This window comes from Achromobacter sp. D7-1, from assembly GCF_059760445.1.
On sequence record NZ_JCBAMT010000071.1, the window covers coordinates 1 to 23,343 of the forward strand.

The 23,343-nt window shown below is 66.4% G+C and carries 21 protein-coding genes; 5 read left to right on the plus strand and 16 right to left on the minus strand.

Going from position 1 to position 23,343, the window contains the following annotated elements; genetic code table 11:
- Positions 1-42: 42 nt before the first annotated feature.
- From AC6LKD_RS24645 to AC6LKD_RS24685, 9 genes are all read right to left on the minus strand, one after another.
- Positions 43-1,833, minus strand: a complete 1,791-nt coding sequence (locus AC6LKD_RS24645) for an aminopeptidase P family protein (protein WP_498117738.1) — start codon at positions 1,831-1,833, stop codon at positions 43-45.
- A 14-nt stretch (positions 1,834-1,847) separates the two neighbouring features.
- Positions 1,848-2,672 (minus strand): M55 family metallopeptidase, encoded by an 825-nt coding sequence (locus tag AC6LKD_RS24650; RefSeq protein ID WP_013392284.1) that lies wholly within the window; start codon positions 2,670-2,672, stop codon positions 1,848-1,850.
- A 20-nt stretch (positions 2,673-2,692) separates the two neighbouring features.
- Entirely contained in the window at positions 2,693-3,787 is a 1,095-nt protein-coding gene (locus tag AC6LKD_RS24655) for a DmpA family aminopeptidase (RefSeq protein WP_013392283.1), read from the minus strand.
- A 147-nt stretch (positions 3,788-3,934) separates the two neighbouring features.
- Positions 3,935-4,834 carry a glutathione ABC transporter permease GsiD gene (gene gsiD, locus AC6LKD_RS24660; RefSeq protein ID WP_013392282.1) on the minus strand — a complete coding sequence of 300 codons (900 nt, stop codon included), beginning with the start codon at positions 4,832-4,834 and terminating at the stop codon, positions 3,935-3,937.
- Positions 4,835-4,841: 7 nt separating this feature from the next.
- Entirely contained in the window at positions 4,842-5,762 is a 921-nt protein-coding gene (gene gsiC, locus AC6LKD_RS24665; RefSeq protein ID WP_013392281.1) for a glutathione ABC transporter permease GsiC, read from the minus strand.
- 89 nt (positions 5,763-5,851) lie between these two features.
- On the minus strand, positions 5,852-7,405 hold the full coding sequence (gsiB, locus tag AC6LKD_RS24670) for a glutathione ABC transporter substrate-binding protein GsiB (RefSeq protein WP_013392280.1): 1,554 nt from the start codon (positions 7,403-7,405) through the stop codon (positions 5,852-5,854).
- 65 nt (positions 7,406-7,470) lie between these two features.
- On the minus strand, positions 7,471-9,351 hold the full coding sequence (locus AC6LKD_RS24675) for a dipeptide ABC transporter ATP-binding protein (protein WP_207470207.1): 1,881 nt from the start codon (positions 9,349-9,351) through the stop codon (positions 7,471-7,473).
- 44 nt (positions 9,352-9,395) lie between these two features.
- Complete coding sequence (locus tag AC6LKD_RS24680; RefSeq protein WP_013392278.1) at positions 9,396-10,376, minus strand: isoaspartyl peptidase/L-asparaginase family protein; 981 nt, start codon at positions 10,374-10,376, stop codon at positions 9,396-9,398.
- Complete coding sequence (locus AC6LKD_RS24685; protein ID WP_013392277.1) at positions 10,373-11,248, minus strand: MurR/RpiR family transcriptional regulator; 876 nt, start codon at positions 11,246-11,248, stop codon at positions 10,373-10,375. Before AC6LKD_RS24685 ends, AC6LKD_RS24680 begins: the two co-directional genes overlap by 4 nt.
- Positions 11,249-11,430: 182 nt before the next feature.
- Between AC6LKD_RS24685 and AC6LKD_RS24690 the strand changes: the two genes are divergently transcribed.
- Positions 11,431-11,889, plus strand: a complete 459-nt coding sequence (locus AC6LKD_RS24690) for a GNAT family N-acetyltransferase (protein WP_013392276.1) — start codon at positions 11,431-11,433, stop codon at positions 11,887-11,889.
- 47 nt (positions 11,890-11,936) lie between these two features.
- On the opposite strand, the gene AC6LKD_RS24695 is transcribed toward AC6LKD_RS24690, so the two are convergent.
- From AC6LKD_RS24695 to AC6LKD_RS24705, 3 genes are all read right to left on the minus strand, one after another.
- Positions 11,937-12,590, minus strand: a complete 654-nt coding sequence (locus tag AC6LKD_RS24695; RefSeq protein WP_013392275.1) for a CoA transferase subunit B — start codon at positions 12,588-12,590, stop codon at positions 11,937-11,939.
- 11 nt (positions 12,591-12,601) lie between these two features.
- Entirely contained in the window at positions 12,602-13,300 is a 699-nt protein-coding gene (locus AC6LKD_RS24700; RefSeq protein WP_013392274.1) for a CoA transferase subunit A, read from the minus strand.
- Positions 13,301-13,498: 198 nt separating this feature from the next.
- Positions 13,499-13,948, minus strand: a complete 450-nt coding sequence (locus tag AC6LKD_RS24705) for an acyl-CoA thioesterase (protein ID WP_013392273.1) — start codon at positions 13,946-13,948, stop codon at positions 13,499-13,501.
- Positions 13,949-14,060: 112 nt separating this feature from the next.
- Here AC6LKD_RS24705 and AC6LKD_RS24710 point away from each other — a divergent pair, with 112 nt between their 5' ends.
- From AC6LKD_RS24710 to AC6LKD_RS24725, 4 genes are all read left to right on the plus strand, one after another.
- A complete protein-coding gene (locus tag AC6LKD_RS24710; protein WP_498117740.1) occupies positions 14,061-15,707 on the plus strand; it encodes an electron transfer flavoprotein-ubiquinone oxidoreductase in 1,647 nt (548 codons plus the stop codon).
- A gap of 76 nt (positions 15,708-15,783) precedes the next feature.
- The gene (locus tag AC6LKD_RS24715) at positions 15,784-16,650 is read left to right on the plus strand and encodes an NAD-dependent epimerase/dehydratase family protein (protein WP_498117742.1); all 867 of its coding nucleotides are present in this window, start codon (positions 15,784-15,786) and stop codon (positions 16,648-16,650) included.
- A 72-nt stretch (positions 16,651-16,722) separates the two neighbouring features.
- Complete coding sequence (locus tag AC6LKD_RS24720) at positions 16,723-17,826, plus strand: cytochrome P450 family protein (protein ID WP_498117743.1); 1,104 nt, start codon at positions 16,723-16,725, stop codon at positions 17,824-17,826.
- Entirely contained in the window at positions 17,823-18,167 is a 345-nt protein-coding gene (locus AC6LKD_RS24725) for an antibiotic biosynthesis monooxygenase family protein (RefSeq protein WP_424239782.1), read from the plus strand. The genes AC6LKD_RS24720 and AC6LKD_RS24725 overlap by 4 nt, the downstream gene beginning before the upstream one ends.
- Positions 18,168-18,177: 10 nt before the next feature.
- Here the strand turns inward: AC6LKD_RS24725 and AC6LKD_RS24730 are convergent, their stop codons facing one another.
- From AC6LKD_RS24730 to AC6LKD_RS24745, 4 genes are read right to left on the minus strand one after another with little or no spacing between them, the layout of a single operon-like run.
- Positions 18,178-19,953, minus strand: coding sequence for a dipeptide ABC transporter ATP-binding protein (locus tag AC6LKD_RS24730; RefSeq protein WP_498117744.1), 1,776 nt, complete (start codon positions 19,951-19,953; stop codon positions 18,178-18,180).
- A complete protein-coding gene (locus AC6LKD_RS24735) occupies positions 19,950-20,771 on the minus strand; it encodes an ABC transporter permease (RefSeq protein WP_013392267.1) in 822 nt (273 codons plus the stop codon). The genes AC6LKD_RS24730 and AC6LKD_RS24735 overlap by 4 nt, the downstream gene beginning before the upstream one ends.
- A 7-nt stretch (positions 20,772-20,778) precedes the next feature.
- Positions 20,779-21,723 (minus strand): ABC transporter permease, encoded by a 945-nt coding sequence (locus AC6LKD_RS24740; RefSeq protein WP_207470190.1) that lies wholly within the window; start codon positions 21,721-21,723, stop codon positions 20,779-20,781.
- Between the two features lie 6 nt (positions 21,724-21,729).
- Positions 21,730-23,301: an ABC transporter substrate-binding protein gene (locus tag AC6LKD_RS24745; RefSeq protein WP_498117745.1), complete on the minus strand. Its 1,572-nt coding sequence runs from the start codon at positions 23,299-23,301 to the stop codon at positions 21,730-21,732.
- Positions 23,302-23,343: the final 42 nt, after the last annotated feature.

The following is a 23,343-nucleotide window of genomic DNA, read 5'->3' on the forward strand; positions in this document are numbered from 1 at the left end:
GGAATCACGCCCGCGGCCTTTTTCATGTGCTCGCGCAGTGAATCAGATCGCCGCAGTGCGGCGCTCCAGCCAGGCCAGCGCCTCGCCTTCGACCAGCGGCGACAGGCGCTCGAACACCGTCTTGTGATAGTCGTTGAGCCAGGCGATTTCGTCGGCGCGCAGCAGCGACGGTTCGATGCAACGCGTGTCGATCGGGCACAGCGTCAGCGTTTCAAAGCACAGGAATTCGCCGAGTTCGGAAGTCAGCCAGCTGCGGTTGGCGACCAGGTTCTCGATGCGCACGCCCCAGCGGCCGGGCCGGTAGATGCCCGGCTCGTTGGAGGTGATCATGCCCGGCTCCATCGCGGTGTGCGGGCCGGGCATTGCGCGGTAGGAAATGACCTGCGGGCCTTCGTGCACGTTCAGGAAGTAGCCCACGCCATGGCCCGTGCCGTGGCCGTATTCCGCGCCGCCTTCCCAGATGGGAGCGCGCGCGATGGCGTCCAGCATGGGCGAAGGCGTGCCACGCGGGAACGAGGCGCGCGACAGCGCGATCATGCCCTTGAGCACCAGCGTGAAGTCCACCTTCTGGTCGGCGCTGGGCGTGCCCACCGCGACCACGCGGGTGATGTCGGTGGTGCCGCCCAGGTACTGGCCGCCCGAGTCGATCAGCAACAGGCCATCGCCTTCGATGGTGGCGTGCGATTCGGGCGTGGCGCGGTAGTGCGGCATCGCGCCGTTGGCGTTGAAGCCGGCAATGGTGGCGAAGCTGGGGCAGACGTAGGCGGGCCGGCGCGCGCGGGCGGCGGTGATCTGCTCGTCGATGGTCAGTTCGGTGATGGTTGCATTGCCCAGCGCACCTTCGAACCAGGCGAAGAATTCACAGAGCGCGGCGCCGTCCTGCGCCATGGCCTGGCGCACATTCGCCAATTCGGCGTCGGTCTTGCGCGACTTCAGCAAGGTGGACGGGTTGATGGCCTCGATGCGCGGCACGGCTGGATCCATGGCGTGGAATACGCCGCAGGTCACACGGGCCGGATCGATCAGCAGCTTCTGGTCCAGTTCCAGCGAGGCCAGCGCGTCGGCGGCCTGGGCATAACCGGCTACTTCCACGCCGTCGGCCGCCAGGACGGCACGCAGCGCGCCGTCGATCTTGCCGTCGGCCACAAACAGCGTGGCGTGGTCCAGGCCGATCAGCGCGTGGCCGACGAACACCGGGTTGTAGTCCACGTCGGCGCCGCGCAGGTTGAAGAGCCAGGCGATGTCGTCCAGGGTGCTGATGAAGTGCACGTCGGCGCCATGCGCGCGCATGGCCTCGCGCACCTGCGCCAGCTTGTCGGCGCGGGTCACGCAGGCCTCGGGGGCCACGTGTTCATAGATGGCGGCGCCAGGCAGGCCGGCGCGGTCCGTCCAGACTTCATCCAGCAGGTCCTCGCGAATTTCCAGGATGGCGCCGGCGGCGGCCGCTGCGGCCGACAGGGCGCGGAATGCGCCCAGGCCCAACACCTGCCCGTCCACCCCGATGACCTCGCCCGCCTTGGTATTGGCGGCCAGCCAGTCCACGTGGCCTGGCGTGGTCGCCAGCGCGATCTTCATCAGCTGCACGCCGGTGCCGGCCAATTGCGCCTCGGCCTGCACCCAGTAGCGGCTGTCCACCCACAGGCCGGCGAAATCGGCCGTGACCACCAGCGTGCCGACCGACCCCGTGAAGCCGGACAGCCAGCGCCGCCCCTGCCAGCGCGCGGGCAGATACTCGGACAAGTGCGGGTCCGAGGACGGAACGACATAGGCGGACAGGCCGCGGCGGCGCATGGCCTGCCGCAATTGGGCGATACGGGCGTCGGTGCTAGACATGGGGGATGGGATCCTTAGCGCAACATGAAAGACATGGCGGCCAGGCTGTTCAGCGTGCGGACGGCGGACTGCATGCTATCCGTGGTGAATCGCAAGGTCACGCCGTCCACGCGTTCCAGCGTGGGCCACATGCAGAACAGGTCGGCCAATGCCGAGCTCTGCGTCTGCAACCGGCATTCTATAGGGGCGGGAATGCGGAAAGGAACTGCGACGCCCTTCTTCAGATTACGCACGGCGGTTTCAGCGGCAGCCGCGATCGCGCGGCGCGAGGCCGCCGGCGACAGGGTCACGCCGCTGCCCTGCCCGTGCGCCACTTTGGTCTGCACCCATTCGGCGCCCGGGAAGGTGTCGCGGGTTTCAGCGATGAAGGCGTCGTCCCCAGTCCCCAGAATGACGGGCACGCCCATCTCGCCCGCCAGCGCACCATAGAGGCCGGCCTCGCCCAGCTCCATGCCGTTGATAAGCACGCGGGCAAACGCGAAGCTGTTGATGGTGTGGGCCAGGATGCCGCGGCCTTGCGAGCGCGAGTGGTAGCCGATCATGAAGACGGCGTCGCAGCCCTCTTCCAGGCCGCCCATCATGCCAAGGTAGCGCGGCTTGCCCAGCACCAGGCGGGCGCGCTCGTCCAGGCCGTCCGGCAACAGATTGCGAAAGCCGCCGTGCGAATCGTTGACCAGAATTTCTTCGGCGCCGCCGGCAATCGCGCCCTGCACGGCCGCATTGGCCTCGGCGGTCATCCAGGCGCGGGCGCGCTCGTATTCGCCGTTGCCGGCGCGCACTTGTTCGGAATGGAAGACGCCGGCGACGCCTTCGATATCGGTGGAAATCAGGATCTTCATGGAATCAGCCTCGGAGAATTTCAGAGTTCAGTGTCGGACAGCCACTGGCGCCACTGCGGCGCCGCGTCGCGGATCGCGGCGCGGTGGTTGCCGTCGCGCCCCGTCACGCCCTCGGCATGCCAGAGCGCGGAAATGATGGCCTGCTCGCAAGCCTCGGCAGCGGCTTCGAACAGGGGATCGATACGGGCTTCATGCAGCATCGCCACCGCCGGCATGGGCTGCTCGGGCAGTTGCGGCACCGTGTAGGCGGTGGAAAACGCCAGCGCGATATCCCCGCTGCCATGGCCGTAGACCGAGCCGGTGCGGGCCAGTCCCGCCCCCGCCCGCAGCGACAGGCGGCGCAACTGGCGCGCGTCCAGCGGCGCGTCGGTGGCCAGCAGCAGGATGATGGAACCCTTCTCCGGCACGATGGCGGCGTTCTCGCCAGCCTGCGCCAGGCCGTTGTCCAGCTGCTGCGCCAGCCGACGGCCGAAAGGCCGGCCCGCCACGGTCAGATTGGGCAGCCGGCCGAAGTTTGACAGCACCAGCGCCCCGACCGTGTAGCGCGGCCCCTCCACGATGGACGCGACGCGCGAGGCAGAACCGATGCCGCCCTTGAACGAAAAGCAGGACATGCCCCGGCCGGCGCCGACCGCGCCCTGCTCGAATGACTTGTCCGCGGCGGCCAGCGCGTCAGCGTAGTGCGATTCCTGCACCGCCAGCGCCTGGATGTCGTTCAGATAGCCATCGTTGCATTCGAAGACCAGCGGATTGACGGTAGCCATGCCGCGGCCGATGCCGGGGTTGGCCGCGACCGCCGCGCGGATCTGCGCATTGGCCACCGTTCCCACGCCAAAGGTGTTGGTCAGCGCGATAGGCGTTTCCAGCACGCCCAGCTCCTGCACCTGGACCAGGCCGGTGCTCTTGCCGAAGCCGTTCAGCACGGTGGCGGCGGCCGGCACCTTGTCCAGATAGGGGTCGCCGCCATGCGGACGCACCACGGTCACGCCGGTTTGCAGCGGGCCGTCGGCCAGCGTGCGATGGCCGACGGTGACCTCGGCCACGTCGCAGATCGAATCCAGCGGTCCCGAGGGCAGTACGCCGATGCGGGGAATGTCCAGCGCTTGTTTGTCCATGTTCGCTACGTGTCGCCACGCTCCAGAATGCAAAACGCCGCCGCCCTGTGTCCGCTGCGCGCACTTGGTAGCGCGTGTCGCGGACTGGGGCGGCGGCGGAAATAACCGCCCTCCATGCCGGCCCTCCGTAGAGGTCCGGCGGCAGGCTTACTTGCGGTCGATCTTGGGATCGAGCGCGTCGCGCAGGCCGTCGCCCAGCAGGTTGAACGCGAGCACCGTGAAGAAGATCGCCAGCGCCGGGAAGATCGCCACGTGCGGGGCGATCACCATGTCGGCGCGCGCTTCGTTCAGCATCGCGCCCCACTCCGGCGTGGGAGGCGATGCGCCCATGCCCAGGAACGACAGGCTGGCCGCGGTGATGATGGAGGTGCCGATGCGCATCGTGCCATAGACCACGATGGGCGAGATCGTGCCGGGCAGGATGTGGCGCATGATGATGGTCCAGTCGGACGCGCCCACGCTCTTGACGGCCTCGACGTAGGTCATCTGCTTGATCGACAAGGTATTGCCGCGCACCAGGCGGGCAAACGCCGGCACGCTGAACACCGCCACGGCCACGATCACGTTGATCATGCTGGAACCGAGGATGGCGACCACGCCGATGGCCAGCAGCATGCCGGGGAAGGCCAGCAGCACGTCGGAGATGCGCATCGTGATGCGTTCCCACCAGCCTTCGTAGTAGCCCGCCATCAGGCCCATGAAGGTGCCGACGATGGCGCCCATGGCGACCGACAGGAAACCGGCAGCCAGCGAGATGCGCGCGCCCATGATGATGCGGCTGAAGATGTCGCGGCCCAGCGAATCCACGCCCAGCCAGTGCGTGGAGGAAGGTCCGGCGTTCAGCGCGTCGTAGTCAAAGAAGTTCTCCGCATCGAACGGCACGATCCACGGCGCGAAGATCGCGACGACGACCAGCAGCAGGACGAAGATGCCCGCGCCGACGGCGAGCTTCTGCTTCTTGAATTTGCGCCAGAACTCGGTGGCGGGCGTGCGCACGTCGCTCTTGGGAGCGGCGGCGATGGTCGTGGCGGGTGTCGTATTGCTCATGGCCGCCTCACTTGTAACGGATGCTGGGATTGATGACGCCATAGAGCACGTCGACAATCAGGTTGATCAGGATGAATTCCAGCGAGAACAGCAGCACCAGGCCCTGGATCACCGGATAGTCGCGCTGGGTCACGGCGTCCACCAGCAGGCGGCCGAGGCCGGGCCAGTTGAACACGGTCTCCACCACGATCGAGCCGCCCAGCAGAAAGCCGAACTGCAGGCCCATCATGGTGACCACGGGAATCAGCGCATTGCGCAGCGCGTGCTTGATCACGACGCGGCGCTCGGTCAGGCCCTTGGCGCGGGCGGTCCGCACGAAGTCTTCCTGGATGACTTCCACGAAGGAAGCCCGGGTGAAGCGCGCCATCACGGCCGCCACTGCGGCGCCCAGGGTGATGGACGGAAGAATGTAGTGTTGCCAGGTCGAGGCGCCCACGGTCGGCAGCCAGCCCAGATTCACGGAGAACACCTGCATCAGCATCATGCCCAGCGCGAACGCGGGGAACGAGATGCCGGACACCGCCAGCGTCATGCCAAGACGGTCGGGCCAGCGATTGCGCCATACCGCCGACACGATGCCGATGATCATGCCGAAGGTCACTGACCACACCATGCTGGCGAGCGTCAGCCACAGCGTGGGCATGAAGCGGTCGGCGATTTCGGTAGAGACGGGGCGCTTGGTACGCAACGAGGTACCCAGGTCACCTTGCAGCATGTGGCTGAAGTAGCGCACGAACTGCTGCGGCAGGGGCAGATCCAGTCCCAGTTCCTTGCGCACGAGTTCGACGGTTTGCTGGTCGGCCTCCTGGCCCGCGGCCAGTCGCGCCGGGTCGCCCGGAAGCATGTGCACAAACAGGAACACGACCACGGCCACCAGCAGCAGCGTGGGGATCATGCCCAAAAGACGTTTGACGATGTAGGTCAGCATTGAAATTCCTGCAACATCGGCGGGGACACCGCGCCCCCGCCGTATGTGGCCTTACAGGGGCGCGCAGGCCCCGAGAGTTACCGCCAGATTTACTGCTTCAGATCGATGTCGCCGAACCAGAACGAGGTGTCCGGCTCAACATACACGCCCGACAGGTTCTTCGACTTCACGTACAGGTTGTTCTGGGTCACCAGGAAGGCCCAGGGGGCGTCCTTCCAGATGGTTTCCTGAACGTTCTTGTAGATTTCGGTCTTCTTGGCGCGGTCGGTCGTGGCCAGGGCTTGCTGGATGCCGTCGTCCACCGACTTGTTCGAGTAGTACGACACGTTGTTGAGCACCGGCGGGAAAGCGGCGGTGGTCAGCAGCGGACGCAGGCCCCAGTCGGCTTCGCCGGTCGAGGACGACCAGCCGGCGTAGTACATGCGGACCTTGGCGTCTTCAGGCTTCTGCACCTGTTGCACGCGCTGCACGCGCTGGCCGGACTCCAGCACTTCGACCGACACCTTGATGCCGACTTGTGCCAGTTGCTGCTGCAGGAACTGGACCACCTTCACCGAGGTGCCGTCGTTATAGGCGGACCACAGCTGGCTTTCGAAGCCGTTGGGGTAGCCGGCTTCGGCCAGCAGGGCCTTGGCCTTCTTGATGTCGTAGGGCCACGGACCGGTCTTGTGGGCGAAGTCCACGCCCGTCGGCACGACGCCGTCCACAATGGTGGCGTAGCCCGAGAAAGCGACCTTGGCCAGGGCTTCCTTGTTGATGGCGTAGTTGATGGCTTCACGCACCTTGACGTTGTCGAACGGCTTTTGCTGCGTGTTCATCGACAGGTAGCGCGCCATGATCGAGTTCTGGTGGTCGACCACGTCCAGCTTGTCGTTCTTCTTCAGCACGGCGGCCTGCTCGAACGGCACCGGGAAGGCGAACTGCGCCTCGCCCGTCTGCACCACGGCGGCGCGGGTGTTGTTGTCGGTCACGGTGCGGAAGGTCAGCGTGTCGACCTTGGGGTAGCCCTTCTTCCAGTAGCCGTCGAACTTCTTGACCTTCAGGTATTCAGCCGGCTTCCATTCGACGAATTCGAAGGGACCGGTGCCCACGGGGTGGAAACCGATTTCCTTGCCGTACTTGGCCAGCGCGGCGGGCGAGATCATCATGGCGGCCGGGTGGGCCAGCGCGTTGATGAAGGCCGAGAACGGCTTCTTCAGCGTGATCTTGATGGTCATCGGGTCGACCACTTCGGTCTTTTCGATGACGCTGAACTGGATGTAGCGCGACAGGCGGTTGTCCGGATTGGCCGGACGGTCGAAGTTGATCTTGACGGCTTCGGCGTTGAAATCGGTGCCGTCGTGGAACTTCACGCCGGGACGCAGCTTGAAGGTGTAGACCAGGCCGTCTTCGCTGACGGTGTAGTCGGTGGCCAGCACCTTCTGGACCTTCAGGTCCTTGTCGAATTCGAACAGGCCTTCGTAGTAGGCCTTGCCGGCCGCCTGGTTCAGCGTGCTGTTGGTGTTGTACGGATCGAGCGTTTCCAGCGCGATGGAGACGGCGAACGTCACGTCCTTGGCGGCATGCGCCAGCGGCGACGCGATCACGCCGAAGGCCAGCGCGGCGGCGGCCATCAGTTTGGTGGGGCGCAGAACTTTCATCATTGCAACTCCTGGTTCCGTAAGGAATTAGGGGGTTTGGTGGAAGAAAAACAAGTACGTCAACTGACTCAATACGCTCCGCCGACCGGATGCCGGGCGACGAAGTGATCCGTTCCGACCTGCACCAGCGGCTGCACCACCGGCTCGTCATTGAGCTTGCGGATGGGGCTGGGGATTTCGTCGGACAACAGCGTGCGCTTCATGTGGCGGCGGGCCGGATCGGCGATCGGCACGGCGGACATCAGCTTCTTGGTGTAAGGGTGCTGCGGATTCTCGAAAATGGCGCGGCGCGGACCGATCTCCACGATCTGGCCCAGGTACATCACGGCCACGCGGTGGCTGACGCGCTCGACCACGGCCATGTCATGCGAAATGAACAGGAAGGAAATGCCCATGTCGCGCTGCAGGTCGATCAGCAGGTTCACGATCTGGGCCTGGATCGACACATCCAGCGCCGACACCGATTCGTCCGCGATCACGACCTTGGGGTTCAGGGCCAGGGCGCGCGCGATGCAGATGCGCTGGCGCTGGCCACCGGAGAATTCGTGCGGATAGCGCTGCGCCATTTCCGCCGGCAGGCCCACGCGCTCCAACAGTTCTGCCACGCGGCGTTCGGCGTCGCGGCCACGGGCCACGCCGTGCACCAGCAGCGGTTCCATGATGGAGAAGCCGACCGTCACGCGCGGGTCCAGCGAGGCGAACGGGTCCTGGAACACGAACTGGATGTCGCGGCGCAGGGACTGCAGCTCGGTGTTCTTCAGGCGCACGATGTCGCGGCCGCCGAAGCGGATCTCTCCGCCCTGGCTGTCGACCAGACGCAGCAGCGAACGGCCGGTGGTGGACTTGCCGCAACCGGATTCGCCCACCAGCGACAGCGTCTCGCCGGGGTACAGGTCGAAGCTGACCTGCTCCACGGCGTGCACGCGGCGCTGCACGCGGCTCATTATGCCGCCGCGCAGGTCGAAGCGGGTGACCAGCTTGCGCACGCTCAGGATGGGCTCGCGCTTGGCGTCCGGCGCGGGCTGCGCGCTGACGGGAGCGGCTTCGGGCTGGGCCTGGCCTTCGGCCTGCAGCAGCGGAAAGCGTGCCGGCAGGTCGGTGCCCTGCATGGCGCCCAGCTTCGGCACGGCCGACAGCAGCGCCTTGGTGTAGCGGTGCTGCGGCGAAGCGAACACCTGCTCGGACGGGCCTTCCTCGACCTTGTCGCCGCGGTACATGACCAGCACGCGGTCGGCCACTTCGGCGACCACGCCCATGTCGTGGGTGATGAACACCACGCCCATGTGCATTTCTTCCTGCAGCTGGCGGATCAGTTGCAGGATCTGCGCCTGGATGGTGACGTCCAGTGCGGTGGTGGGTTCGTCGGCGATCAGCAGCGCGGGCTTGCAGGCCAGCGCCATGGCGATCATCACGCGCTGGCGCATGCCGCCCGACAACTGGTGCGGGTAGCGGTCCAGCACCGACTTGGCTTCCGGAATGCGCACCTGCTCCAGCATGCGCAGCGCCTCGGCGCGAGCGGCCGCGGCGTCCTTGCCCTGGTGCTGACGGATCGATTCGGCGATCTGGTCGCCGGCGGTGAAGACCGGATTCAAGGAGGTCATCGGCTCCTGGAAGATCATGGCCATGTCCGCGCCGCGCACATTGCGCATGACGCGTTGGCTCGATCCGGCCAGGTCGATCACGGAGCCGTTGCGCCGCCGCAGGGCCATGTTGCCCTGGGCGATGCGCCCGCCGCCATGTTCCACCAGACGCATGAGCGCCAGGGACGTCACCGATTTGCCCGAACCCGATTCGCCCACGATGGCCAGGGTCTCGCCCCGGTCCACATGGAACGACAGATTGCGCACGGCTTCGACCGTGCGCTCCGATCCCACGAAGCGCACCGTCAGGTCGTCGACCTGGACCACGCGGTTTTCCGGCAGCGCCAGGCTGTTTGCGCGATCAACCATCTCTTTTGATTCCCCAAATACTGAAAAAACGAACCCGCCGCCGCTTATCGGTAGATAGCGGTGACCGGCTTCTCGCCGACACGGGCGTAACCCCGATACATGCCTTCCGTATTGAACGGCAAGGCCACATTGCCCTGGGCGTCAACGGCTACCAGGCCCCCCTTGCCGTCGATGGTGGGCAGCTTTTCATGCACGACGCGGTCCGCAGCCGCTTCCAGCGACGCGCCGCAATATTCCATCTGGGCCGCCACGTCATAGGCGGCAACCATGCGGATGAACATTTCGCCGGTGCCCGTGGTGGACACCGCGCAGGTCTTGTTGCTGGCATAGGTGCCGGCGCCGATCAGCGGCGCATCGCCCACGCGGCCGACCTGCTTGTTGGTGATGCCGCCGGTCGAGGTGGCCGCGGCCAGGTTGCCCTGCGCATCCACCGCCACCGCGCCCACCGTGCCGAACTTCTTGTCCGCATCCAGCGGATCGGCCGGCGCCGGCTGGCCGCGTGCGACCAGCGCTTGGCCGTCGTGGTCCAGCACCGCCGCTTCCGGCGTTTCGCGCTGCACGCGCAGCAGCTGCTCACGACGGGCTTCGGTGGAGAAGTAGGAAGGATCGACCAGTTCCACGCCCTCTTCCTTGGCAAAGGCTTCGGCGCCCTCGCCCACGAAGAACACGTGCTTGCTGTTTTCCATGACCTTGCGCGCGGCGAAGATCGGATTGCGCACGCGGTGCACGCCGGCGATCGCGCCCGAGCGCAAGGTGGCGCCGTCCATGATGGCGGCGTCCAGCTCGTGGGTGGCGGCGCTGGTGAACACGGCGCCATGGCCGGCGTTGAACAGCGGACAGTCTTCCAGCAGGCGCACGGCTTCGGTCACGGCGTCCAGGGCGCTGCCGCCCCGGGCCAGCACGGCCTGGCCGGCGGTCAGGATGGATTCCAGCGCGCTCAGGTACTCCTGTTCTTTCTCGGGCGACATGGCCGCGCGGGACATCGCGCCGGCGCCACCGTGAATCGCGATCACGGGTTGATTCATCGTTTACCTACTCCATGGATGAGCCACGGCATCACGGACTGGGTCACCCCAGCGGCGGCCGCGACGGAATTCTTGGCCCGATAGGCCACCGCCGAGGACAGGGCTTCGATCAGCCCCAGCGCGGCGGTTTCGGAATTGGGAATCAGCTGGCGCGCGGAATACGCGTACAGCACCACGGAAGCCGTGGGCGCCAGCGGCGACGTGGGCTTGTCGGTCAGCACCAGCACCGGCACGCCGGCCTGCTTGGCCGCGCCGGCCAAGGTCACCGTGTCGGCCAGATAGCGCGGAAAGCCAATGGCGATCACCAGGTCCTTGGCCGTCATGCGCGCCATCTGGCGCGCCGCGTGCGACACGCCGCCGGGACCGGCCAGCGATTCGACGGAATGCAGGTGCATGCACAGGCCGCGCTGCAAGAGGCCGGCCAGGAAACCGCTGGCGCCGAAACCGATGATGAACACGCGGTCAGCGGCCAGGATGGCTTCTACCGCCTGCTCGCAGGCGGCGGCGTCCAGCGACTGCAGATTGCGCTGGGCGTTGCGGATGTCTTCTTCCAGCGTGGCGGCGAAGATCTGCACGGCGCTGGCGGAATGCGCCAGCTCGGTGCGCAGCTTTTCAACGGGTTCCAGCGCCGCCTCGAAGCCACGCGCCAGTTCGGCGCGGAATTGCGGATAGCCCGGCAGGTCCAGGGCGCGCGCGAAGCGGTTGGCCGTGGCCACCGACACCCCCACCGCCGCCGCGAACTCGTCGATGGTCATGGTGGCGGCGCGGAACTGGTGCGCCAGCACGTACTCGGCCATCTTGTGCTGAGTACGGCTCAGCGCGGGCTGGGCCCGGGCGATCCGGTCAGCAATCGTGAGTGCGGCCTTGTTCATCGAGTGGGGAGGTGTAGCTGGGGTTTATGTAAATCTGTTTACAAGCAAATTTTAGATAAGAAAATAGATTTTCATACTAAGGGTATACCCGTGAATATATGTAACAGTGCTTCAAAAGAAACGGGGCCGGTTTGAGTTACGCTAAGCGCGCTCCCCTTTCCCAGCCTCACCGGATTGACGCAATGCCCGATTGGATCTGCAAAGCCCACCAGGACCTGACCGTGACCGAGATCTACGCGATCCTGCGGCTGCGCACGGAAGTCTTTGTCATTGAACAGAATTGCATCTTCCAGGACATGGACGGCAAGGATCTGGTCGGCCAGACGTCCCACCTGATGGCCTGGCAGGACGGCAAGCTCGCGGCCTACTGCCGCATCCTGGACCCTGCGCTGAAGGATGGCCAGATCGAGATCGGACGCGTCATCACCGCGCCCTGGACTCGCGGCCAGGGCCTGGGCCACGAACTGATCCGCCACGCGATGCAGGAAGTGCGCCAGCGCTGGCCCGGCCGCGCCATGTATCTGGGCGCCCAGGCCCGTTTGCGCAATTACTACGGCGGCCACGGCTTTGTGCAGGTCACCGAGGAATACATGGAAGACGGCATCCCGCACGTGGGAATGCGGTTAGCTGAAACGGCATAAAAAAACGCCCCTTGCGGGGCGTTTTCATGGATGTGGCGCTTGGCGGATTACTTGACCGCCGACACGTCCAGCTTGGCTTGCGTCTTGGACTTGATCTCGTCCACCGTCACGCCCGGCGCCGTTTCCAGCAGCTTGAGGCCGTTTTCGGTGACTTCCATCACGCCCAGGTCGGTGATGATCAGGTCGACCACGCCCACGCCCGTCAGCGGCAGGTTGCATTCCGCCAGCAGCTTGACGTCTTCGGTGCCGTCCTTTTTCTTGGCCACGTGCTCCATCAGGACCACGACGCGGCCCACGCCCGCCACCAGGTCCATGGCGCCGCCCATGCCCTTGACCATCTTGCCCGGAATCATCCAGTTGGCCAGGTCGCCTTTTTCGGACACCTGCATGGCGCCGAGGATGGCCAGGTTGATCTTGCCGCCACGGATCATCGCGAACGAATCCGCCGACGAGAAGATCGAGGAGCCGGGCAAGGTCGTGACCGTCTGCTTGCCTGCGTTGATGAGGTCCGCGTCGACTTCATCGTCGGTGGGGAACGGGCCGATGCCCAGCAGGCCGTTCTCGGATTGCAGCCACACTTCCATGCCCTTGGGCACGTGGTTGGCCACCAGGGTCGGCAAGCCGATGCCCAGGTTCACATAAAAGCCGTCTTGCAGCTCGCGCGCGGCGCGCGCCGCCATTTCATCGCGGGACCATGCCATGTCTGTTCTCCTTAGGCCGGGCGAGTGGTGCGTTGTTCGATGCGCTTTTCGGGCGTGGCGTTCAGCACGATCCGTTGCACATAGATGCCGGGCAGGTGGATCTGATCGGGATCCAGGCTGCCGGTATCAACGATTTCCTCGACTTCGACCACCGTGAACTTGCCCGCCATGGCGACGTTCGGATTGAAGTTGCGGGCGGTCTTGCGGAATACCAGGTTGCCGCTGCGGTCGGCGATGTGCGCCTTGACCAGCGACACGTCGGGCACCAGCGAACGCTCCATCACGTATTGCTGGCCGTCGAATTCGCGGATTTCCTTGCCGTCGGCCACGATGGTGCCCACGCCCGTGCGGGTGAAGAAGGCCGGAATGCCGGCGCCGCCGGCGCGCAGCTTCTCGGCCAGCGTGCCCTGCGGCGTGAACTCGAGCTCGAGTTCGCCGGACAGGAACTGGCGTTCGAATTCCTTGTTCTCGCCCACGTAGGACGCGATCATCTTGCGGACCTGACGCGTATTGAGCAGCTGGCCCAGGCCGAAGCCGTCGACGCCCGCGTTGTTGCTGATGCAAGTGAGGTCCTTGACGCCCGAATCGCGCAGCGCGGCGATCAGGGCCTCGGGAATGCCGCAAAGGCCGAAACCGCCCACGGCGATCATCTGACCGTCCTTGACGATGCCTGCCAGCGCCTCCTGGGCGCTTGCAAAAACCTTGTCCATCGCTCCAACTCCTAGTTAAGGTCTAACCGAAGAGGGCGCGGCTGCCGGCGCCGGTCCCAGCAGCACCGTCCGGTGCCCTGTGGCGGCTGGCGCCGAGGGTGGCGCGCCCATATTGCTTTTTTGATTTTGCGCTAGATTTTACCGGCATGCCCGGCCAAAGCACGCGCTATTTTGGCGGGGCCGTCCGAAGACGCTGCATCAAGCCGCGGGCTTGAACATGGCGCCCAGTTTGGACAGCACTTCTTGCGGCCACGGAGCGGACGCATTGACCGTATAGTCCATCCAGACTAGCACGTTGCGCGCGCGGGCATACGGACCGCCTTCGTCGCCTACCTTCTCCAGCAGCAATTCGAATTCTGCGCTGGAGCGGCCGATGCGCGTGAGTTTGTGGGTCACGAGCACGTTGGCGGGATAGGTCAGGGGCCGCAGGAAATCGCAGGACGCATGCGCCAGGATGAGCCCCTGATCGGAGGGCAGCGCAAAGCCCGCGCCATAGAGTATCTGTATCCGGGCCTCTTCCATGAGGCGGAAGTACATGGCGTTGTTCAGATGGTTCAGAGCGTCCGAATCGCCCCACCGCAGGGGCAGTTCGACTTGATGGATATCTCCCACGGCCAGTATCCGCGCTGAGGTTTTGTCCGCGTTCACCAATTACTCCCTATGGCTAAAAGAAATACGAAGGCATACATGGCCTCCGCCTGCAATACAATCGCCGATAATACTTCCAGCCAAATATGGAATACATACGGGGAGCTTTGCAATGTCTGAACGCGAGTCGATGGAATATGACGTGGTCGTGGTTGGCGGTGGACCCGCCGGCCTGGCCACTGCTATCCGTCTTAAGCAGCTAGCCGCTGAAAAGAATCAGGAAATCGGCGTCTGCGTACTTGAGAAGGGTGCGGAACTGGGTGCGCACATCCTGTCCGGCGCCGTCATGGACCCGCTGGCGTTGACCGAGCTCATCCCCGACTGGAAGGAAAAAGGCGCGCCGCTGAACGTGCCTGTGACGCATGACAAGTTCATGTTCCTGTCCGAAACCGGCGCGCGCACCACCCCCAACTGGCTGCTGCCGCCCTGTTTCCACAACGAAGGCAACTACATCGTCCGCCTGGGCGACGTCGTCAAGTGGATGGGTGAACAGGCCGAGGCGCTGGGCGTGGACATCTTCCCGGGTTTTGCCGCCGTGGAACTGCTGTACGACGAGAACGGCGCCGTCCGCGGCGTGGCCACCGGCGACATGGGCGTGGCCCGCGACGGCTCGCACACCGACCACTACCAGCCCGGCATGGAACTGCATGCCCGCTACACCGTGTTCGCCGAAGGCGCGCGCGGCCAGTTGGGCCGCCAGCTGATCGAACGCTACAAGCTGGACGACGGCCGCAATCCGCAGTCCTACGGCATCGGCATCAAGGAAATGTGGGAAGTCGATCCGGCCCAGTCCAAGCCGGGCCTGGTCATCCATACCGGCGGCTGGCCGCTGGACTCCGATACCTACGGCGGCTCGTTCCTCTACCACCTGGACAACAACCTGGTGGCCGTGGGCATGGTCGTGGGCCTGGACTACGCCAACCCCTGGCTGTCGCCGTTCGACGAATTCCAGCGCTACAAGACGCACCCCGCCATCCGCGGCACCTTCGAAGGCGGCAAGCGCATCGCCTACGGCGCGCGCGCCATCACCGCGGGCGGCCTGCTGGCGCTGCCCAAGCTGACCTTCCCGGGCGGCGTGCTGGTCGGCTGCGAGGCCGGCTTCCTCAACGCCTCCCGCATCAAGGGCAGCCACGCCGCCATCAAGTCCGGCAAGCTGGCCGCCGAAGCCGCGTTCGACGCGCTGGTCGCCGACCGCCGCCAGGACGAGCTGGCCGCCTATCCGGCCGCTTTCGAGGCATCCTGGCTGCATGCGGAGCTGAACAAGGCGCGCAATTTCAAGCAGTGGTTCAAGAAGGGCCGCACCGTCGCCACCTTGATGACCGGCGTCGAGCAACTGCTGCTCAAGGGCAAGATGCCCTGGAGCCTGCGCCACAACAAGCCTGACCATGCCTGTCTGCAACCCGCATCGCAATGCGCGCGCATCGACTACCCCAAGCCCGACGGCAAGCTCACTTTCGACAAGCTCAGCTCGGTGTTCATCTCGAACACCAACCATGACGAAAACGAGCCCATTCACCTGACGCTGAAGGATCCGTCGATACCGGTACAGGTCAACCTGGCCAAGTATGGCGGCCCGGAATCGCGCTACTGCCCGGCGGGCGTGTACGAGTTCGTCAAGGACGACCACGGCGAAGACCGCTTGCAGATCAACGCGCAGAACTGCGTGCACTGCAAGACCTGCGACATCAAGGACCCGACCCAGAACATCGTCTGGGTCGCGCCGCAAGGCGGTGAAGGCCCCGTCTACAGCGGCATGTAAAGCAGCCGGACGCCAGCGCCCGGCCACCGAAGGCGCCCCACAGGGCGCCTTTTTTTTCGACGAGCAGGACTATTCCATGACCGAACGCGTACTTCTCATCGGCTGCGGCGACCTGGGCCAGCGCGTGGCCCGGCGCTTTCTCGCGCGCGGCGACGACGTCTACGCGCTGCGCCGCAACCCGCCTGCCGGTGGCGCGGACGGCATACGCTGGCTGCAAGGCGACATTTCCCGCCCGGACGGACTGCCCGCCCTGCCCCGCGGCGTGACGCGGCTCATCCATCTGCCCGCGCCCGGCGCGCGCGAGGCCGCCGCGTACCGCGCGGTGTTCATCGACGGCCTGAAGCACGTGCTGGACGGGCTGGACACGACGCAGCTCAAGCGCGTCGTGTTCATCTCGTCCAGCGCGGTCTATGGCGAACATGAAGGCGGCTGGGTCGACGAAGACACGCCGCCCGCGCCGCTGGGCGTCAACGGGCGGGTGCTGCTCGAAGCCGAAACCGCACTGGCGACTTATGGCCTGCCGTCCACCGCCTTGCGACTGGCCGGGCTTTACGGCCCCGGACGCCTGCAATTGATCGAGCGCCTGCGCCAGGGCGCAGCGGGCGCGCCGACCCAGCCCGCACACTGGGCCAACCGGATCCACATCGATGACGCCGCCGCGGCCGTGGTGCACCTCGCGCTCCTGCCCGAAACGGCGCCGGTCTACGTAGGCTGCGACGATACGCCCCTGCCCCTGCATGAGCTATACGCCGACCTGGCCAGACTGATCGGCGCCCCTGCGCCGCGCGAGGCGCCCGCGCCTGCCAACGTCGGCAGCAAGAAGCTCAGCAATGCCCGGCTACGCGCCAGCGGCTTCACGCTGCAATGGCCGGACTCGCGGCTCGGCTATGCCGCGCTGCTGACCACCACCGGCGCTGGCGACCCCGAAGCCACGCAGGCATAGTTCGCCGCCCATCGAATCGTGGTCGTCCAGGCTGGACGATACTGGCGACCGGATCCACCACCGGCCAACGCCATGCATCCCGCCCATCCCCTGCAGGCAGTCACGCATCCTGCCCCCTATCCCTACTATGCCGCGCTGGCGCGCGAGCGGCCGCTGTATCGCGAAGCGGCGCTGGACTTGTGGGTAGCCAGCCATCCGGACACGATAGCGGCCATCATGCGGCACCCTGCCGCGCGCGTGCGTCCCGTGGCGGAGCCGGTGCCGAAAGGATTGGGAACCGGTCCGGCGGCCGACCTGTTCGGCCGCTTCGTGCGCATGAACGACAGCAGGATCCACCAGCAAGTGAAGACCTTGCTGAGCGCTTTCATCCGCGAGCAGGGCGCCCAGGCCTGTCCGCCAGCGTGGCCGGATCCGGGGCCGCTGAACGCCATGGCCGTCGACCGCTACCTGAGCGCCGCGCCGGTGCACGCGCAAGCCGCATTCCTGGGCTTGCCGCCGGACCTGTACGCCGATTGCGCGGCGGACATCGCGGCATTTCTGTCGGCGCTGCCCGCCACCGCCACGGCGGATCGCATCGAGGCGGGACACGCCGCCGCGATGCGCCTGCAAACCCGCCTCGAATCACATCTGCAGGCCCCTGATGCCGCCCCTGCCTTGCGCAGGCTGCGCGAAGACGGCGCGCGGGCGGGTATAGCCCCCGCGCTGCTGGCCGCCAATCTGGCTGGCTTGCTATTCCAGTCCTGCGAGGCGGGCGCAGGCCTGCTGGGCAACGCGATCATCCTGGCCGGGCGGCGCGGCCTGCCCGCGGATCCCACGGAAGATGCAGCGCTGGCCTTGATGGATGAAGTCGAACGCAGCGACCCGCCGCTGCACAACACGCGGCGGTTTCTCGCCGCCGACATCGACACTGGCGGCCAACACATCGCAGCGGGCCAGACCGTGCTGCTGGTGCTGGCCGCGGCGGCCACGGTACAGCCCGAGGCGCACTGGACTTTTGGCGCGCACGGGCATGCCTGCCCCGGCCGTCTGCCTGCCCGCCAGCATGCGGCGGGTGCGCTCAGCCACCTGCTGCGCGCAGGCCTCGACGCTGCCGCGCTCGCGGCCCGTTTCCGCTACCGGCCGCTGCCGAATGCACGCGTGCCCCAATTTGATTTTTCCGAGGAACCCGCACCATGATCGCAGTGATATTCGAAGTCGAACCCGCCCATGGCGACCCCAACCCCTATCTGCATATTGCCGCCGGCCTGATCGATGAACTGAAGGCCATGGACGGCTTCATCTCGGTAGAACGCTTCCAGAGCCTGACCGAGCCGGGCAAGCTCCTGTCGCTGTCCTTCTGGCGAGACGAAGAATCGGTCAAGCGCTGGCGCACGCTGGAGTCGCACCGCCGGGCCCAGGAAGCCGGACGCGGCGGCGTCTTCGCCAACTATCGCCTGCGCGTGGCGCAAGTGCTGCGCGACTACGGCATGAACCAGCGCGACGCGGCGCCCGCCGACAGCCGCGACCGCCACGGCTGAAGCCTGTACTTCAGGCCCCGGCTGCCGCCGCGGCCAGGGCCACCCGATGGGTGGCGCCGGATTCCAACACCGCCGTCATCGATGGCACGCCCTGGGCGGCCGATGGATCGAAGTAGTCGGCCTCGTCGCGTCCTTGCCCCGCGGGCAAGTCGCGCACCTCCACGCGAAAGCCTTCGGCCCGGCTGCCGCGCAGTTCCGGCACCGCTTGCAGCAAGCGGCGCGTGTAGGGATGCGTGGGCCGGTCGAATACTTCGTCGCGCGTGCCCTCTTCGACGATATGGCCGCGCAGCATTACCACCACGCGGTCGGCGATCTGCTCCACCACGCCCAGATCGTGCGAAATCAGCAGGCAGGCGAAGCCGTGGGAGCGCTGCAGCGACATCAGGGTCTCCAGCACCTGCTTCTGCACGGTGACGTCGAGCGCCGACACCGGCTCGTCCGCGATGATCACCTCGGGCCGCAGCACCAGCGCCCGGGCGATCGCCACGCGCTGCCGCTGCCCGCCGGACAGCTCATGCGCATAGCGTTCCGCGTAGTCGTCGCCCAGCCCTACGTCGCGCAGCGCCTGCGCCACGCGCGTGCGCCGGACCTCGGACGTCATGCCGGCCTCCAGCCGCAGGCCCTCGCCCACCAGGTCGCCGATGGTCATGCGCGGATCCAGCGATGAATACGGATCCTGGAACACCATCTGCACACGCCGGCGCGCCGCCTGCCAGGCCTGGCCGGAGCCGCCCGCGGGCAAAGCCTGGCCGTCCAGCTCGATGCGCCCCTGGGCTTGCGGCACCAGTCCCAGGATAGACATCATGACCGTGGTCTTGCCGCTGCCCGATTCGCCGACGATGGCCAGCGTTTCTCCTGGCGCCACCGCGAAGGTCGCGCGGTGCACGGCGCGCACCGCGCGCTTGCGGAACCAGCCCTCGCGGACCGAGTAATCGATCGCCAACCCATCAACCTGCAGGATGGGCGGCCCTTCCACGGCGGGGCGGGCCAAACCGCGCTTGGGCAGCGCGTCCAGCAGGCTGAGCGTGTAGGGGTCCGCCGGCCGCGACAGCACCTCGGCCACCGGCCCGGTCTCGACCGCCCGGCCGCGGCACATGACCAGCACACGCCGCGTGTAGGCGGCCACCAGGGCCAGGTTGTGGCTGATGAAGATCAGCGCCGTGCCCTCTTCGCGCGTCAATTCGCACATCAGGTCCAGCACTTCCTTCTGCACCACGCAGTCCAGCGCCGTGGTGGGCTCGTCCGCGATCAGGAGACGCGGCTTGAGCAGCATCACCCCCGCCAGCAGGATGCGCTGGCGCATGCCGCCGGAAAATTCATGCGGGTAGCGCTTCATGCAATCCTGCGCATCGCGCACCCGCACCCGCTCCAGCATCCGCACGGCCTCGTCCCAGGCCGCGCGGCGCGTCATGCCACGGCGCAGCACCAGCGCCTCGATCAGTTGCTCGCCCACGCGGAAAGCCGGGTTGAGCGACACCATCGGCTCCTGGAACACCATGCCGATGCCGGTGCCGCGCTTCGCCAGCCAGTCGCGCGGCGCCTGCCGCAGCAGGTCCTGGCCTTCAAACAGGGCTTGTCCGCCGGTGATGCGGGCCGAGTCAGGCAACAGGCCCAGCAAGGTCTTGCCGATCAGCGTCTTGCCGCTGCCGGATTCCCCGACGATGGACAGCGATTCGCCGGCGTGCAGGTCGAACGACACGCGGTTCACCACGGGCGCGGCGTCGCGCTTGCCGGGAAAGCGGATCTCCAGATCGCGTACCGACAGCAAGGGTTGGGCCAGGTTCATGCCATCACCCCCCGCATGCGCGGATCCAGCAGGTCGCGCACCGCGTCGCCGAGCAGGTTGATGCCCAACAGGCTCAGCGAGATCATGGCGCCCGGAAACACCGCCAGCCAGATCGCCTGATCCATGGCGTTGCGGCTCTCGGACAGCATGCCGCCCCAGGTGGCCAGCGGCGGCGGCACGCCCAGGCCGAGAAAGCTCAGCGCGCTCTCGGCGAGCAGGGCGGAACCGAAGATGGAGGTCGCGAAGATCAGCAGAGGCGGAAAGCAATTGGGCAGCACGTGGCGGAGCACCGTCCACAAGCCGCTGTGTCCGGTGGCGCGCGAGGCGATGACGAAATCGCGCTGGCGCAGCGACAGCGCGGCGCCGCGCGCGATGCGCGCCACCGACGGCGAATACGCCAACCCCAACGCCAGCACCACGCCCCACTTGGACGGACCCAGCACAGTCATGATGCCGAGCGCCAGCAGCAGGCCGGGAAACGCCATCAGCGATTCCACCAGTACCGTGATGCCACGGTCGACCCAGCCGCCCGCATAGCCCGCCGTGACGCCGATGGTCGTACCCAGCAGCAGCGCCAGCAGCACGGAGAACACGCTGACCGCCACGCTGACGCCGGCCCCCGCCATCAGCCGCGACAACACGTCGCGGCCGAACTCGTCGGTGCCCAGCCAGTACTCCGCCGACGGCGGCGAAAAGCGCGCCAGCAGATCGCCTTCCAGCGGATCGTGCGGCGTATACACCAGCCCCACCAGGGCCAGCAGCACAACGCCCCCGACCAGCGCGCCGCCCAGGACGGCATTGGTATGTTTGAAACCCATGATGATCCTATTGAAGCTTCACGCGCGGGTCGAACAGCGGATACAGCAGATCCACCACCAGGTTGACCGCCACGTACAACAGCGCGATGAACAGCAGGCAGCCCTGCACCACCGGGTAGTCCCGCGCATAGATGCTTTCGACCAGCAGGCGGCCGATGCCCGGCAACGTGAACACGGTCTCGATCACCGCGGCGCCCGACAGCAGATGGCCCAGCATCAAGCCGATCACCGTCAGGGTGGGACCGAATGAATTGGGCAGCACGTGGCGCAGCATGACGCGCTTTTCCGGCAGGCCCTTGGCGCGCGCATGCGCCACGTATTCCAGCCGCAGCGTCTCGATGGTGCTGGCGCGCATCATGCGCGTGATGGCGGCGATCTCCGTCAGCACGATGGCACATACCGGCAGCACCAGATAACGCGCCGCGCTCAATCCGCCCTGGGCGATGGATTCGAAGCCATACACCGGCAGCCAGTTCAGCTTCACGCCGAACAGCCAGATCAACAGGATGCCGACCCAGAAGCTGGGCATGGACACGAACAGGATCGAAGTCGACACGATGGCGGTATCGGCGCGGCGGTTCTGGCGCCAGGCGGCGACCATGCCGGCGGGCACCGCCACCAGGCAGGCCAGCAGCGTCGCCGTCAGCACTACCTGGGCCGTCACCGCAAAATGCGTCAGCACCAGATGCATCACCGGTTCGCGCCGCGCGATGGACATGCCCAGGTCGCCCTGCAGCGCGTTGCCCACCCAGATCAGGAACTGCTCGCCAACGGGACGGTCCAGCCCCAGCGCGTGGCGCATTTCCGCCAGCAGCGCCGGGTTGTCGATATCGCCCAGCATCAGCGAGGCCGGATCGCCCGGAATCGCGCGTATCAGCGCGAACACCAGCACCGTGACCACGATCACCGTGGGCACCGACGCCGCGATGCGCTTGAGTAGATAGCCCAGCACGGCGCCTCAGTTCTTGGTCACGTTGAAGAAACGCGGCTTGCGCAGCGGCCAGCCCGTGAAGCCCTGCAGCTTGCTGGAGACCACGACATAGCCCGGCTTGTTGTAGTACATCAGCAGCGGAGTGTCGCGCAGCATCAAGGCATGCAGCTTGTCGAACGCCTGCTTGCGCACGGCGGGATCGGACTCGGCCTCGATGCCTTCCAGGATGGCCGCGGCTTCGGGGCTTTCCCACTGGGCCATGGGCGTCTTGGACTTGTCGCCGATCACGTCGCGGAACATCAGCGCGGGCTCGGTGCGCGCCGAGTAGGCGAATGCCATCAGCTGGAATTTGCCTTCGCGGAAGTTGGTCACCTGGGTGCCCCACTCCAGCATGTCCAGTTCGGCCTTGATGCCGGCCTTGCCCAGCAACTGCTGCGTCACCACCGCGACCCGGTACAGATAGGGATAGCGCTTGTTGGCCTGCAGCTTCAAGGGTTCGCCACGATAGCCTGCGGCGTCGAGCAGGCGCTTGACCTCTTTCAGGTTCTTCTCGTAGCCGGCGCGGTCGGCCTCGGAGTAGTAGGCGCTGGCGGCGGGCACCAGGGACGGGTTGTAGGCGGCCTGGCCGTTGTTCAGCGCCCGGGCGATGCCGGGAAAATCCAGCGCCAGCGCGATGGCGCGGCGCATGTTCACATCCGACAGCAAGGGCGCGCGCGTCTGCATCAGCAGATTGACGGTATCCAGCCCCTGCTCGGTGACGATGTTCCAGCGCGGATCCTTGACGGGAAGATTGTCTTCATCGGCGTTGTAGGCGTCGACCTGCCCCGCCATCAGGGCCGCCTTTTGCGCCGCGGCGTCCGGAATCACCACGAAGCGCAGATTGGCCTGCGCGATTTTCTTCCCGGCCATGCCGCTGGGCGCTTCCTCGCGCGGCTTGTAGCCCGCGTACGGCGTCAACAGCAGGTACTGCTCCTTCTTCCATTCCGCCAGGACGTAGGGGCCGGTGCCTATGGGCTTGGCCCACTTGCCCTCGGCATCGACGCTCTTGGCGCTCAGCACCGGCATCGGGCATTGAACGCTGGCCATCTGGTCCAGGAACAGAGCGTAGGGCTGCTCCAGCTTGAACACCACGGTGGCCGGATCGGGCGTTTCCACCGCCACGACCTTGGCGCCCTTGCTGCCGTCGTAGAGGTTCTTGCAGGAATACTCGGACTGGGCGCCGTTGAGATAGTCGTAGGTCCACTTGACGTCGGCCGAGGTCATCGGCGAGCCGTCGTGGAAGGTGACACTCTGGCGCAGCTTGAAGGTGTAGGCGCGCTTGTCGTCGGACAGCGTCCAGCTGTCGGCCAGCATGGGGGCCACGCTCATGTCGGCGCGCAGCGCCACCAGGGACTCCACCACGTGGGCCAGCACGTTGTCGGTGGAGGTGTTGCGGGAACGCCCGCCGGGCAGCGTGGTCGGCGTGCCCGAGCCCTCGGCGTAGCGGATTTCGGGAACGGCAGCCTGCGCCCACACCGTGGCGGGCGTGCCGGCCATGGCGCCGGCCAGCGCGGCGGACAACAGCAGCGCGTTCTTGACGCGCGAACCATGCGAATTCATAGGGGGTCACTCCATGGGCGGCGCTAGCCGCATACGGGTCCG